Below are 15,218 nucleotides of genomic sequence, written 5' to 3' on the forward strand. Positions count from 1 at the left end.
GGTGGTTACTATGCCCATTTGGTTTAATGCTGGTGTGCTTCTCCTGCCCCTTGTGGGTAGCGAATCGACTCCACCATATCTTGTACATCTTGTGGAACAGCGGCAGTAAATTTATTGACGACTAATGACACCACAAAATTTAAGCACATGCCTAGCGTACCAATGCCTTCTGGGCTAATACCAAATAGCCAGTTGTCACTAATATTGGCCGCGGGGTTAATAAATTTAAAGTAAATAATATAGCTGGCGGTAAAGGTGATACCTGCGATCATGCCCGATATTGCGCCTGCTTTATTCATACCACGATAGAAAATACCTAAAATAATGGCAGGAAAAAATGAGCTTGCTGCTAAACCAAACGAAAAAGCGACCACTTCAGCTACAAACCCCGGAGGATTAATACCAAGATATCCAGCGCCAATGATTGCAACTGCGGCACCAGCTCTCGCGGCCAGTAGCTCTTGTTTTTCAGTCATGTTCGGCCGAAAGCCTTTTTTCAATAAATCATGCGAGATCGAGGTCGAGATAACTAATAATAATCCTGCTGCCGTTGATAGCGCCGCTGCTAATCCTCCTGCAGCAAGTAATGCCACAACCCAATTGGGCAGTTTGGCTAATTCAGGGCTAGCCAGCACGATAATATCGCGGTTGATGGTCATTTCATTGCGCTCATCGCCAGAGTAAAACATTTTGCCATCGTTGTTTTTATCTTCCCAAGCAACTAAGCCTGTTTTCTGCCAATTAGTGATCCAACTTGGTGCTTGTTCAGCACTGACACCCTTGAGATCGGGGCCATTAATGGTATCGATTAAATTAATGCGCGCAAAGGCGGCAACAGCGGGGGCGGTAGTGTATAAAATGGCGATAAAAAGTAATGCCCACCCAGCAGAAATACGGGCATCTTTTACTTTTGGTACGGTGAAAAAGCGAATAATAACGTGAGGTAACCCTGCGGTTCCCACCATTAAAGCGGCACAAATAAAGAACACATCAATCATGCTTTTTGAGCCGTCAGTGTAGGGCGTAAAGCCGAGCTCTGTGGTGAGTCCATCTAGTTTTTCAAGTAAGTAAGTTTCAGAGCCGTTTAGGGTTGAACCAAAACCCAGCTGTGGAATCGGTGAACCTGTCATCATGATGGAGGTAAAAATAGCTGGTACCATAAAGGCAAAAATCAATACGCAATATTGGGCTACCTGAGTGTAAGTGATGCCCTTCATACCGCCTAATACGGCATAAAAGAATACAATTCCCATACCGATAATAATGCCCATATTAATATCAACTTCTAAAAAGCGAGCAAACACTACGCCTACGCCACGCATTTGTCCTGCAACGTAGGTGAATGATACAAAGATAGCGCAAAATACCGCTACCATACGGGCTGTTTTAGAGTAGTAACGATCGCCAATAAAATCGGGAACGGTAAATTTACCAAATTTTCTAAGGTAAGGGGCTAAACACAGCGCAAGTAGTACATAGCCACCGGTCCATCCCATGAGGTAAACCCCACCATCGTAGCCGATAAATGAAATAATACCGGCCATTGAAATAAATGAGGCAGCCGACATCCAATCAGCTGCTGTTGCCATGCCATTAGCGACAGGGTGAACACCACCGCCAGCGACATAAAATTCACTGGTGGAACCAGCACGAGCCCAAATTGCAATACCGATATAAAGTGTGAATGTCATCCCGACTAACAGAAAAGTCCAGCTTTGAATTTCCATGATCTCTCCTTTAGTCTTCTTGAACATTGAATTTACGATCAAGCGCATTCATGCGTATGACATACACAAAAATCAGTGCGACAAAGGTAAAGATTGATCCTTGTTGCGAGAACCAAAAGCCTAATTTGAAACTACCAAACTGAATGGTATTGAGCGCATCAACAAATAAAATGCCGGCGCCATATGAGACTAAAAACCAGATAGCGAGTAATGATCCCATGATGCTAAGATTTTTTCTCCAGTAGGCTTGAGCCTGTTCCTTTGATTCAAATGCCATTGTTATCTCCTATTGAATACGATACAACGCGAGGTTGTTAATTAAATGTTACACGCAAAAGATAGCAATAATGGCATTAATCAGCTGTGCAACTTTAGTCGAGCGCAGTAACGCAAAAACGCCTATTAATGAGGCGTTTTTGAGATCTATATCGAGTTATATCAGCTATGGCGTAGGCAAGAGGTAGGCTAAGGTCTAAGGGAGTGTTGCGGATTAATTAATTTCTAACTGCTGTAATAATATGACTGCTTGAGTGCGGTTTTTAACTTCTAATTTTCGAAAAATAGCGGTCATATGTGCTTTGATTGTTGCTTCAGAAACATTGAGTTCATAAGCAATTTGTTTATTGAGTAAGCCTTCGGTCAACATGGTTAACACTTTATATTGTTGCGGTGTTAATGCTGCGATTTTGGTGGCTAATTGTTGATGATGTGGATTGTGACTGAGGGTGGTAGGAAAATAAGGTTCGCCATTAAGGATTTGTTTTAATGCGCCTAATAAAACGTGCATATCACTGGATTTGGGAATAAATCCAAATGCGCCATGGCTATAAACTTGTTGAACTACAGCGTCTTCTTCGCTGGCTGAAATGACGACAATGGCTAACTCTGGATACTGCTGCCGCAATTGAATCAGCCCTGACATACCATTGGAGCCGGGCATTTTGAGATCAAGGAGTAATAAGTCGATATCACCACTTTTATCAAGCAAAGCAAATAATGAATCTTGCGAATCTGCTTCAAGGAGATTTGCGCCGCTGATAGCCATATGAATCGATTGAAACAGAGCATTGCGAAACAGCGGATGATCATCGGCGATAACAATGGTGTAGTGAACGTCCATGGTGATGCCTATTGTCGTGATTGATTTTTTGACGTTAACATTTCACTAACTAAGGTGCAATTTAGTCACTGCAGAGATTGGATCTTGATCGCGGTTGTCATTGTGGTTATGTAATTGTATACGTTATTTGGCGTTAGTTTGTGAGGCTGATGGTGGTGCAATAGAGAACAGTGGTTGTTGTAAATGGTCACTAAAATTATCGGCATTGATAAAACCACTTATCCTTGCTTGTGGCAAAGGGTGGCCTTGAGGATCCCAAAATAATAAGCTTGGAAAACCGATAACGTTAAGATATTGCATTAATGCAATATCAGCAGCAGAGTTAGCCGTTACATCGGCTTTTAAGCGGGTAAAGTTATTGAGTTGAAGAATAACTTTACTTGCTGGAAAGGTTTGTTGCGAGAGGGCAACACAGGGAGTACACCAAGCCGCATAAACATCAAGTATCACTGGGCGTTGCTGTTTCGCAGCGATACTAAGGGCATGTTGTAATTCTGAAATTGAATTAACTGGGGTAAATGTAAGTGCTGCTGGTGTTTTTTTCATAAACAAAAAGTAACCACTCACTATCATTGTAAGTACTATTAGTATAATGAGAAAGGATGTTTTTTTGTTTATGGTGTTCATGACTTGCTATCCTTGCTGTCGTTAAGTGTGCTGAGAGCAGATTTAGAAATAAGACTATATTTAGCTTAGCAATGATTTATCACAATCAAAAAAAAAGCTGCTCGAAAGCAGCTTTTGAACACTTAGGGGGAAGTGTAAATTATAGAATGAAGCTACCGAATAAGAAGCCTAATGCGACTGAAGTCGTAATGGTAACCACACCAGGAATAAAGAATGGATGGTTAAAGACCCAGTTACCAATTCGGGTTGAACCAGTATCATCCATTTCTACCGCAGCTAATAGTGTTGGGTAGGTTGGTAATACGAACAGTGCACTAACAGCAGCAAAAGAAGCCACCATGGTTAGCGGTGCAACACCAATAGCTAATGCTGCTGGCATTAATGCTGTCGTCGTTGCGCCTTGAGAGTAAAGTAGCATTGAAGCAAAGAATAAAATCAGTGCTAGCATCCAAGGGTGGCCACTTAATAATGAACCTGCAATTTCTTTAATGCCATCAACGTGAGCATTAACGAAAGTCGCGCCTAACCAAGCAACACCAAGTACACAAATACAAGCAGTCATACCTGAGCGGAACGTTGGTGCAGATGGAATTTCAGCAGCATCAATCTTAGTGACCCATACCGTTACTGCCGCAGAGGTAAGCATCACAGCAATGATTGCTTCGTTACGACCTAGTGTTGGATCAGTAATTAAGCCAATAGAATGAGAAATCGCAGCGGCATAACAAACAACCAGTACAATCGCAGTAACGAAAATGTAAGTTGCTTTACGCGCTGTTGGTTTAATATCGCGCTTACCCGTTTGTTCAATATTGACTAAACCTTTGGCTAAACGATCTTGGTAAACTGGATCATCTTTAAGTTCACAACCCATAAAGTTAGCCACAAAAGCACCAACCATACAGGCAATAAATGTGGTTGGAATACAAATAGCAAGCAGCGTAATGTAGCTAACTCCAACCGGTTCAAGAATACCAGAGAAGAACACTACAGCCGCTGAAATAGGTGAGGCAGTTATAGCGATTTGTGATGCAATAACGGCAATGGAAAGTGGGCGAGAAGGGCGAATGCCTTGACCTTTAGCCACTTCAGCAATAACGGGTAAGGTTGAAAACGCAGTATGACCTGTACCTGCTAATACTGTCATTAAATAGGTTACGATAGGTGCATAAAAGGTAATACGCTTAGGGTGTTTACGAAGAAAGTTTTCTGCAAGCTCTACTAGCCAATCCATACCACCGGCAACTTGCATCGCGGCAATGGCAGTGATCACTGACATAATAATTAAAATAACATCAATAGGGATCAGAGATTCACTGGTGGGAACACCAAAGATCAGTGATAACACTAATACACCTGCACCACCGGCGAAGCCGATACCAATACCGCCAATCCGTGAGCCTAAATAAATAAAGCCCAGAACGACCAAGAGTTCAATTCCAGTCATAGAATTTTTCCTGTCTAAAAGTTTAATGATAAAAATAAAAAATAGGATTTGTTCACAAAAAAAAAGCGGATAATCAAATGACAATCCGCTGGTATTCTCAGACGCTAACGTTTTTAGTTATAACGCTTAGCTTTATATTGAGGATGCATTAAGTTTTCGATGGAGAAGATATCATCTAATTGCTCTTCAGTCAGTAATCCACGCTCAAGTACCACTTCACGAACACTCTTACCGGTTTCTGCACAAATCTTACCAACAATGTCACCTTCATGGTGGCCAATGAATGGGTTTAGATAAGTCACGATACCAATTGAATTAAAGACGTAGCTTTCACACACTTCTTTGTTAACCGTAATACCTTCGATGCACTTTTCACGTAGGTTAATACATGCATTTTTAAGCAGGCTGATTGATTCAAAAATCGCTTGGCCAATCACTGGCTCCATTACGTTTAGCTGTAATTGACCTGCTTCTGCAGCAAAAGTGATGGTGGTGTCGTTACCAATGACTTTAAAGCAAACTTGGTTAACCACTTCAGGGATAACAGGGTTTACTTTCGCAGGCATGATAGAAGAGCCCGCTTGCATTTCAGGTAGGTTAATTTCGTTTAGACCTGTACGCGGACCTGAAGAAAGTAAACGTAAATCGTTACAAATCTTAGATAACTTAACAGCTGTACGTTTTAGTGCGCCGTGAACCATTACGTAAGCGCCACAATCTGATGTTGCTTCGATTAAATCTTCTGCAGCAACAACAGGTAAACCTGTGATTTCAGCAAGACGTTGAACAGATAACTGTTGGTAACCTGTTGCCGCGTTTAGACCAGTACCGATAGCTGTTGCGCCAAGGTTAACTTCAAGTAGCAGTTGTGCTGTGTATTGAAGGTTTTTAATTTCTTCTTTTAGCAGGACGCCATAGGCATGGAATTCTTGACCAACAGTCATTGGTACTGCGTCTTGAAGTTGAGTACGACCCATTTTCAGAATACTTGCAAATTCAGTCGCTTTAACATCAAATGCTGTTTTTAAGTAATCCAATGCTTCCAGCATGCTAATAATGCTGTTGTATACCGCTACGCGGAAACCTGTTGGGTAAGCACAGTTAGTTGATTGTGATTTGTTTACATGGTCATTTGGGTTAACGATGTCGTAGCGACCTTTTTCTTCACCCATAATTTCAAGTGCAAGGTTAGCAATAACTTCGTTAGTGTTCATGTTAACAGATGTGCCAGCACCACCTTGGAAAACGTCAGATGGGAATTGATCCATGCAACGGCCGCTTTCAAGAATAAGATCACATGCTTGAACAATGTAATTACCGATGTCAGAAGGAATAGCACCAAGCTCTTTGTTAGCCATTGCTGCTGCTTTTTTGGTAAAGACCATACCACGTACAAATTCAGGAACATCTGAAATTGTTGTATTTGAAATATTGAAGTTTTCAATTGCACGTAGAGTGTGAATGCCCCAATAAGCATCCGCAGGTACATGGCGTTCACCAAGTAGATCTTCTTCGATACGTGTGGCAACATTCAGTGTTGCATTATTTTTTTCAAGATCAATCATCTGAGACATAATATAGCCCTTTGCAAATCTTTATAATTAGAATCAATAAGTAAGCCAACAGTTATAGCGATAATCCATTGTCGCAAAGTTGTGGCTAGATGATCGTACCTGACACCTTAATTGCAGCCGATAATACTCCCCTCAACCGCTAAAAACATAACCCAGATCACTTTTTACGAGAGCTTGTTAATCTTTGCACGGAAACGCGATCTCTTTCACATTTTCTGTTAACAGTAGCACGTTATTTTGCATCTAAAATGAAAAAAAATGACAAGATGTGAATGAAATGTAGTGGTGCCTATAATGGTTTTGGGAGCAAATTCAAATTACAATCTTGTCTTATTTGTTAACACTTTTCAGAAGGCTAATAAAATTTGTACTGAGTAATTGGCGTTATAATCAGGTAATGTTTACTACTGTGCATCAGCATGAAACTATTTAATTAAAGGGGTTGTTTGTGTTTCCACTGTTAATGTTATTGTTTATTGTGGTGCCGATAGTTGAAATTGGCTTATTCATTCAGGTGGGTGGCTTATTAGGTTTGTGGCCAACGATTGTGATTGTGTTATTGACTGCAGTTATTGGCGCCTCACTAGTGAGAAGCCAAGGTATTGCAACCTTAACTTCGGTACAAAACAAGCTTCAACAAGGCGAAATGCCAACTCAAGAAATTGTTGAAGGAATGCTACTTGCTGTTGCTGGAGTGTTGTTATTGACGCCAGGATTTATGACTGATGCGTTAGGGCTGGTATTATTATTACCGCCATCACGAGCTAAAGTGGCACAGTTGTTAATGCAAAAAGTGACGTTAGAAAGTAATTTTAGTCATTTCAGTGGTGGTTTTTCGCCGCATCGTCACTCAGAACATGGCGCCAATGGTGATGTGTTTGATGGTGAATATGAACGTAAAGATGAGCATAATAATAACAATTCCAATCATCGTTTACCGTAACTGTAACATTTAGCCTCGCTACAGGTGATGAATAAAAAAAAGCAGCGATAGCTGCTTTTTTTATTCATGCTATTCATATTGATTAGAGCGAAAATAGCATCTTTTTACGCAGTTTTCGCGCGTAATAATAGGCCCCAATACCACTGATAATATTGGCGACTGCTATGCCAATAAATAGCCCTTCAGTACCATGAATATAACTGCCTATCCATGCCGCGGGCAGTAATAACACAAATAGCCGCAGTAGATTCCAGCACAATGCATTGATGGTTTTGTGCAACGCATTAAGGGCGCTAATTAACAGCATACAAATCGCTTGTAGCCCATAGCTCGCAGGTACCACTAATAAGTAATGCCATAATTGATTTTGAACTACGCTGTCTTTAGAAAATAAAGCCGCTAATGGCATACTTAATGGCACCATCGCAATAAAAACTAGCAGCTGAAATCCAATAGCAAAATGCATAGCAGTAAAAAGTGCGCTAAACGCCCGCTGTGGTTTTTGTGCGCCTAAATTTTGTGCCATAAATGGCATTAATGCTGATCCAAGCGCCATCATAACAATCACTAATAATGACTCGACCCGCATTGCTGCACCGTAAGCAGCCACTGAGGCAGTACTTTGGCTGGCGAGCATGGCCATTAATAACGCTCCCGATAATGGGTTGAGTGCTGTTGATAAACCCGCCGGAACGCCAATATGCAAAATTTGTTGCCAATCTTTTTTCAGTAATTTCCACTGCGGTAATATCAGTAATTTTTCTTTTTTATTAAGGAGGTATACAGAAGCAATGAGTGCAAATACCCAACTAATACCACTGGCAATGGCTGCGCCTTGAACGCCTAGAGTTGGAAAAGGACCATAGCCAAAAATTAGTAAAGGATCTAACAGGCCGTTGATAACGCCAGCGATCACCATGATCTTAGCGGGGCTTTTAGCATCTCCGGTAGCGCGAATAGCACTGTTGCCAGCCATTGGGATCACCAGTAATGGAATTGCGATATACCACACCGTCATATATTGTTCGATGATCGGTAATAACTCCGCAGATGCACCCATTAAGGTAAATAAAGGTTTAATGGTGAGCAATCCAATGATCGATCCAATAATCATTAATAGCAGGCTTAGTAATAAGCCGTGGGTGGTAATACGGGCCGCACTGTGGTTATCACCTTGACCTAGCATACGTCCGATACTGGTTGAGATACCGACGTTCATACCCATAGTGATACAGTTCAAGCCAAAGGTAACTGGAAAGGTAAAACTGACCGCAGCCAGTGCGTTTGTGCCCAAGCGCGAAATAAAAAAGGTATCGACTAAATTAAACATTAAAATCGCGATCATACCAAACACCATTGGTACGGTTAAACGACGTAAGGCATCTGGTATCGGGGCCGATAATAATCGATGTTTATCTGACTTGAGTAGTGTTGCCATAGTGGTCTCAAAAAAAGGATGCCTGCATACCCTAATGCAAAGTGTGTGATCGGGCAAAATTTCTCAAATAAATAACAAAAAAAAGCCGCCTAAACCTTGGGATTTAGAAATTCGACCCAACATCTTAGTGATATAGAAAGTCATACAAGCACTGGTTTGTTGGCTTAAAATCATGGACATTACCTTAATTATCAGGAGAGACGACCAATGAACATTCGTCCTTTACACGACCGAGTTATCGTTGAACGCCAAGAAGTTGAATCTAAGTCTGCCGGTGGCATCGTGTTAACTGGTTCAGCTGCTGAAAAATCTACTCGCGGTAAAATCCTTGCTGTAGGTAAAGGTCGCATTTTAGAAAATGGCACCGTACAACCACTTGATGTACAAGTAGGCGACGTGGTTATTTTTGCTGAAGGCTACGGCACTAAAACTGAAAAAATTGACGGTAAAGAAGTTCTTATCATGTCTGAAAATGACATTATGGCAATCGTTGAATAATCCGATCACATTAAATTAAGAATTAAGAAAGGAAATCCCAAGATGGCTGCTAAAGACGTTAAGTTTGGTAACGACGCACGAATTAAAATGCTAGAAGGCGTAAATATTCTGGCTGATGCGGTAAAAGTAACATTAGGTCCTAAAGGCCGTAATGTTGTACTAGATAAATCATTTGGTGCACCCACGATCACTAAAGATGGTGTTTCTGTAGCGCGTGAAATTGAACTTGAAGATAAGTTCCAAAACATGGGCGCACAAATGGTAAAAGAAGTGGCTTCGCAAGCGAATGATGCAGCGGGCGACGGTACAACAACTGCGACAGTGCTTGCTCAAGCTATCATTGCTGAAGGCCTAAAAGCCGTTGCTGCTGGCATGAACCCAATGGATCTTAAGCGCGGTATCGACAAAGCTGTTATTGCTGCGGTAGAAGAGCTAAAAGCATTATCTGTTCCTTGTGCAGATACAAAAGCTATCGCACAGGTAGGTACTATCTCTGCAAACTCTGACACAACTGTGGGTAACCTTATTGCAGAAGCAATGGAAAAAGTAGGCCGTGATGGTGTTATTACGGTTGAAGAAGGTCAAGCACTTCAAGACGAATTAGACGTTGTTGAAGGTATGCAGTTTGATCGTGGTTACCTATCACCATATTTCATTAACAACCAAGAAGCGGGCTCTGTGGATCTAGAAAGTCCATTTATCCTATTGGTTGATAAGAAAGTTTCAAATATCCGTGAACTTCTTCCTGCACTAGAGGGCGTAGCAAAAGCATCTCGTCCACTACTTATCGTTGCTGAAGATGTTGAAGGTGAAGCACTAGCAACTCTAGTTGTGAACAACATGCGTGGTATCGTTAAAGTTGCAGCTGTTAAAGCACCTGGCTTTGGTGATCGTCGTAAAGCAATGCTACAAGATATCGCAGTACTAACAGCAGGTACTGTTATTTCTGAAGAGATTGGTCTAGAGCTTGAGAAAGTTCAACTAGAAGATCTTGGTCAAGCTAAGCGTGTAACTATCACTAAAGAAACCACCACTATCATTGATGGTGCTGGTGAAGAAACGATGATCCAAGGTCGTGTTGCTCAAATTCGTCAACAAATCGAAGATGCAACCTCTGACTACGATAAAGAAAAACTTCAAGAGCGTGTTGCTAAACTTGCTGGCGGCGTAGCTGTTATCAAGGTTGGTGCAGCAACTGAAGTTGAAATGAAAGAGAAGAAAGATCGCGTAGAAGATGCATTACATGCAACTCGTGCAGCGGTTGAAGAAGGCGTAGTTGCTGGCGGTGGTGTAGCACTTATTCGCGCTGCATCTAAAGTTGTTAACCTTGTTGGTGATAACGAAGAGCAAAATGTGGGTATCCGTGTAGCACTTCGTGCAATGGAAGCACCACTACGTCAAATCGTTAAGAACGCAGGTGACGAAGAATCTGTTGTCGCTAATAACGTTCGCGCTGGCGAAGCTAACTACGGTTACAACGCAGCGACTGGCGAATATGGCGATATGATTGAGATGGGTATTCTTGATCCAACTAAAGTAACCCGTTCAGCACTTCAGTTTGCTGCCTCTGTAGCAGGTCTTATGATCACAACAGAAGCGATGATCACTGATAAAGCATCTGATGCACCAGCAATGCCTGATATGGGTGGTATGGGCGGTATGGGTGGCATGGGCGGTATGATGTAAGCCATTTATAACCTTAGAGATTAAGTTCTCTGTGTTATAAAACTTATCGTTATAAAAAGTCGAGCTATGCTCGACTTTTTTATTGCCTCAAGATAATTGCTGTATGTCGTCAGCGACAACAACTGTTATCACGAACAATGCATACAGTTCACATGGAATATTCCTTGAAAAGCTGTACGCAAATAAAATCAAATAAAAACAACAACTTAAATCAATGTATCATCAGTTGGATAATGATGGTAAAAGTGTGCATGTTTTTTGTGAACATTTAATAAAAAGCTGCACAAAATAAGTTACTACTCGCATTGTTGGATAAATAGTTAAATAAACCATAACCGCAGCCATTATTATAAAAATCAGTAAATAGTAAAAAATCCATATAATAGCAGCTAAATATATATTTTTATGGGTAACAATCTTTTTGATTATTTTTATTAATTTTAATATGAAAAATGCAATTAGCATTTAATTAATGCTTATTAATAAAAACACCCAATTTATTGTTTTTATACTTTTAGTTGTTAGTACAGCTATTTTATATTGATAGTGAATTCTTAAGATCATTAACAATAAACCCTAGTGTATTCAATTATTGCTTTATGACGTGGTTGAAGAATTGATTTGATAGCCGCATAGATAATCAGTATGTGGTTATATTGAGGGGGGTCGTACGGGGCACCAAAAATAACACGATAGAGCTTAGTTTAAAGGGTAAAAAGCTCGAAAAGCTGTACGCTTTAAATGTCTTTATTTATCAAGTGCTTAACCTGGCTTTGTTAGCGGTGTTTTTTGAGTCTGAATCCGTACACCAAAAAGCTTTAATTGCCGGAATTAGCTGTACTGTTTGTCAGGGGGATGAAGCCCAGATGCGATGACATTAAGGGCTTTGAATTAGTGTGTTGTTAGTTATTCTTTGGCAGGTGTTGTTGGTTGAGTTCTACCCATGCAGCCATAAAGCAAATTACAAACGATTGAATATAGCCACGTAAATCAACCTCACCTTGCACGAGTACATCATCAGCATTTGGCTCCATATTAAATGAGACTTTACTTTCTTTGATGCTAAAGAATACTCGGCCAATCAAGACAAAGTTATCGCCATTATCATCTGGGTTATACACCATGCCTGCGCCAATTTGATCATGCTCAGTAATTTGTAATGCACTGAATGCTAATTTTTCTGCGCCTTCAAAACCAAATCCAGCATAACGCTTACCTTGCTCTGGTTGTTGCAGTAATTGTGAAATTAACTGGGTGTAGGTTGTCAATGCTTCACTAGGGATCTCGTTAGTATTTACCTGACCCATACTAAATGGTTTATCGTCTTCTATCATTTCAACGGCATAGCTAAAATCAGTCATTGCTAATCCTTGTTAAGTTTTGTCAGCATTATAATGTTTATACGTTAGCGTAATTTGCTGCTCGTCGGTAGTATTAATCGATGTCTTAATGGCTGAGTGTTTTAAAGCTCACATTTATTATCAATAACCTCCTCTTTTGAAGAAGGGTAGGCATATTTTTGAACAAAATTGCGAACTATTAGTATTTATAGCACTGTAAACCCAAAGCTTTAGTTCGTCATGGAAAAAGCTCAAAAAGCTGCACAATTATTTATCTTTAAATATCAATTAGTTACATTCAGTGTTTGGTGCTGTTGATAGCGTGCTTGTTTTGCGCACCTTTTTGCTGTTTTTAGTATAAAAAGATGAACAATATTGACTGGTAATAAAAAAGCAGCCTCATGTGGCTGCTTGTTAATAATAGCATCACGCTAGTTTATTGGTTTTTTAGATGGCGATGGCTTTTGCCTGCATTTTTTTCAATATAATCAATGATCATGCCTGCGATATCTTTGCCTGTTGCTGCTTCTATACCTTCGAGACCGGGAGAGGAGTTTACTTCCATGATCAGTGGTCCGCGTTTAGAGCGTAATAAATCAACCCCAGCAACACTAAGTCCCATTGCTTTGGCTGCTGCAATCGCTGTTTTACGTTCTTCTGGTGTAATACGAATTAATGAAGCACTACCACCGCGGTGTAAGTTAGAGCGGAATTCCCCTTCTGCAGCTTGGCGTTTCATTGAGGCGATAACTTTATCACCAATCACAAAACAACGAATATCTGCTCCGCCAGCTTCCTCTATATATTCTTGCACCATGATATGAGCTTTAAGCCCCATAAATGCTTCGATAACACTTTCTGCTGCTTTTTGAGTTTCTGCAAGTACAACGCCAATACCTTGCGTGCCTTCTAACAGTTTTATTACCAATGGTGCGCCGCCGACCATTTTAATTAGATCTAATACATCATCAGGTTTACTGGCAAAGCCAGTTATTGGCATACCAACCCCTTCACGGCTCAGTAACTGTAATGAACGTAGCTTGTCGCGAGAGCGTGAGATCGCAATAGATTGATTCACAGAAAACACATTCATCATTTCAAATTGGCGTAATACAGCACAACCATAAAAAGTAATGTCTGATCCAATACGTGGAATAATGGCATCAAAGCCAATAAGATCAGTGCCTTCAAAATGAATAGAAGGTTGTACTGAGTTTATATTCATGTAGCAGCGAAGGGCATTGATAATAACCGCTTCATGACCACGTTGATGACAAGCCTCAAGCAGGCGACGGGTTGAATATAAGTTTGCGTCCTGTGACAAAATGCCAATTTTCATTACGGTACTCATGTTAGGGAGCGAGTTGGCAGCAGTAGTGACGTTTGGCGAACGCCGATACGATAAAGGACTGCTGTATGAGGCGCGACTATGCACGTAAACGCTATAAAAATCGAGATCTGCCACGATGATTTTTTTTAATGGTGAGCAACAACAATATTGCCATAAATGAAAAGTAACATCATGTTCCATTAGCTCTTTAGTTATATAACAGTAAAAGCTGTACGAGCTGTACAGTCATTATAAAACAATAGCTTATGTTTTATAATTGATTGACCTATGATAGGCGTAAAAGTTAGTGCGCGTTTTAGGTGTTTTTTTGTTTGAAAGCTGTACATTAGGTTTTTCTATTTATATAACAAAGCCTTACTGACCCGTAATGACAAGTCAGTATGGTTGTTGTGGTGTAGCAGCAAGGGATGCGATCGTTAAAATAAAGCTATAAACGTTATTCAAGGTGCAGATCGAGCGGTGTTTTGCTACTTCTACCACCTATTTCACGGGCTAATGTTGGCACAAGGTAGCCTGAAACATTACTAATGACGCCAGCCATTAATGTGCGCGCTTGTTGATCATCAACAAAGAAATGTGCCGCCCCTTGAACGTGATCAAGTACGTGTAAGTAATAAGGCAAGATCCCGGCATCAAAGAGTGCCTCACTGAGCTCTGTAAGCGCTGTGACGGAGTCATTAACTCCTTTAAGGAGCACGCTTTGGTTTAATAATGTGACCTTAGCTAGCTTGAGTTGAGTCATCGCAGTGGTTAATGCTGCATTGATTTCATTAGCATGGTTAATATGGGTCACCATGATAATTTGTAAGCGACTATTGGCAAATAATTCACATAGCGTTGGTGTAATACGATTTGGAATCACAACCGGTAAGCGGCTATGGATTCGTAATCGTTTAATGTGAGGGATCGCAGCGATATGTTCCAGCAGCCATGTTAGTTCATGATCTTTTGCCATCAGTGGATCACCACCCGATAAAATCACTTCATTAATTTGTAGTTGGGTGGCGATGTAATCAAGGCTCTGTTGCCAGACGGCTTTATTGCCTTTGTTATCTTGATAAGGGAAATGACGCCGAAAACAATAGCGACAATTAACCGCACACCCGCCTTTAACGATCATCAATACACGATTGTGATACTTGTGTAATAGCCCAGGAATGGGGTTATCTTGCTCATCAAGAGGATCAGTTGAGTAGCCTTGATGAACCTCGAATTCTTGCTCTAGTGGCAGTACTTGGCGCAACAATGGATCGTATGGGTTGCCAACTTCCATTCTTTCGACAAAACTTACAGGAACGCGAAGCGCAAATAATTTTTTAGCGGTGAGGCCTTTTTGCCAAGGTGTTGGATCAATTTTAAGCATATTAAGTAGCTTTAACGGATCGGATATCGCATTAGCTAGATCATTCAGCCAGTTTTGCTCAACAGATGGCACGTTTCGGGGTATGATATGCGACATTAAATACA

Annotated in this window: 13 protein-coding genes; 3 read left to right on the plus strand and 10 right to left on the minus strand. The window is 40.8% G+C overall.

The window, feature by feature from the left end:
- Positions 1-23: 23 nt before the first annotated feature.
- The 6 genes from G6R09_RS16240 to aspA all read right to left on the minus strand — a co-directional run bounded on the left by G6R09_RS16240 (position 24) and on the right by aspA (position 6,495).
- Positions 24-1,727 carry a sodium:solute symporter family protein gene (locus G6R09_RS16240; protein ID WP_065167920.1) on the minus strand — a complete coding sequence of 568 codons (1,704 nt, stop codon included), beginning with the start codon at positions 1,725-1,727 and terminating at the stop codon, positions 24-26.
- A 10-nt stretch (positions 1,728-1,737) separates the two neighbouring features.
- A complete protein-coding gene (locus G6R09_RS16245) occupies positions 1,738-2,004 on the minus strand; it encodes a DUF4212 domain-containing protein (protein WP_065167919.1) in 267 nt (88 codons plus the stop codon).
- Between the two features lie 213 nt (positions 2,005-2,217).
- Complete coding sequence (locus G6R09_RS16250) at positions 2,218-2,847, minus strand: response regulator transcription factor (protein WP_065167918.1); 630 nt, start codon at positions 2,845-2,847, stop codon at positions 2,218-2,220.
- A 123-nt stretch (positions 2,848-2,970) separates the two neighbouring features.
- A complete protein-coding gene (locus tag G6R09_RS16255) occupies positions 2,971-3,393 on the minus strand; it encodes a thioredoxin family protein (protein ID WP_163923553.1) in 423 nt (140 codons plus the stop codon).
- Between the two features lie 220 nt (positions 3,394-3,613).
- Positions 3,614-4,921: an anaerobic C4-dicarboxylate transporter gene (locus G6R09_RS16260; RefSeq protein ID WP_065167916.1), complete on the minus strand. Its 1,308-nt coding sequence runs from the start codon at positions 4,919-4,921 to the stop codon at positions 3,614-3,616.
- A 113-nt stretch (positions 4,922-5,034) separates the two neighbouring features.
- Complete coding sequence (gene aspA, locus G6R09_RS16265) at positions 5,035-6,495, minus strand: aspartate ammonia-lyase (RefSeq protein ID WP_082955721.1); 1,461 nt, start codon at positions 6,493-6,495, stop codon at positions 5,035-5,037.
- Positions 6,496-6,943: 448 nt separating this feature from the next.
- Here aspA and G6R09_RS16270 point away from each other — a divergent pair, with 448 nt between their 5' ends.
- Positions 6,944-7,438, plus strand: coding sequence for an FxsA family protein (locus G6R09_RS16270; RefSeq protein ID WP_163923556.1), 495 nt, complete (start codon positions 6,944-6,946; stop codon positions 7,436-7,438).
- Positions 7,439-7,520: 82 nt separating this feature from the next.
- On the opposite strand, the gene G6R09_RS16275 is transcribed toward G6R09_RS16270, so the two are convergent.
- On the minus strand, positions 7,521-8,876 hold the full coding sequence (locus tag G6R09_RS16275; protein ID WP_065167914.1) for an MATE family efflux transporter: 1,356 nt from the start codon (positions 8,874-8,876) through the stop codon (positions 7,521-7,523).
- Between the two features lie 207 nt (positions 8,877-9,083).
- Between G6R09_RS16275 and G6R09_RS16280 the strand changes: the two genes are divergently transcribed.
- Both G6R09_RS16280 and groL read left to right on the plus strand, forming a co-directional pair.
- Entirely contained in the window at positions 9,084-9,374 is a 291-nt protein-coding gene (locus G6R09_RS16280; RefSeq protein WP_036788874.1) for a co-chaperone GroES, read from the plus strand.
- Between the two features lie 42 nt (positions 9,375-9,416).
- Complete coding sequence (gene groL, locus G6R09_RS16285) at positions 9,417-11,060, plus strand: chaperonin GroEL (RefSeq protein WP_065167913.1); 1,644 nt, start codon at positions 9,417-9,419, stop codon at positions 11,058-11,060.
- Between the two features lie 902 nt (positions 11,061-11,962).
- Here the strand turns inward: groL and G6R09_RS16290 are convergent.
- The 3 genes from G6R09_RS16290 to epmB all read right to left on the minus strand — a co-directional run bounded on the left by G6R09_RS16290 (position 11,963) and on the right by epmB (position 15,210).
- A complete protein-coding gene (locus G6R09_RS16290; RefSeq protein ID WP_087846048.1) occupies positions 11,963-12,421 on the minus strand; it encodes a molecular chaperone GroEL in 459 nt (152 codons plus the stop codon).
- Positions 12,422-12,836: 415 nt separating this feature from the next.
- Complete coding sequence (gene rimK, locus G6R09_RS16295; RefSeq protein ID WP_065167942.1) at positions 12,837-13,739, minus strand: 30S ribosomal protein S6--L-glutamate ligase; 903 nt, start codon at positions 13,737-13,739, stop codon at positions 12,837-12,839.
- Between the two features lie 448 nt (positions 13,740-14,187).
- A complete protein-coding gene (gene epmB, locus G6R09_RS16300; protein WP_163923559.1) occupies positions 14,188-15,210 on the minus strand; it encodes an EF-P beta-lysylation protein EpmB in 1,023 nt (340 codons plus the stop codon).
- Between the last annotated feature and the right edge of the window lie 8 nt (positions 15,211-15,218).

The sequence above is a fragment of the Photobacterium sp. Alg240-V54 genome (genome assembly GCF_900537155.1).
Taxonomy (GTDB): domain Bacteria; phylum Pseudomonadota; class Gammaproteobacteria; order Enterobacterales; family Vibrionaceae; genus Photobacterium.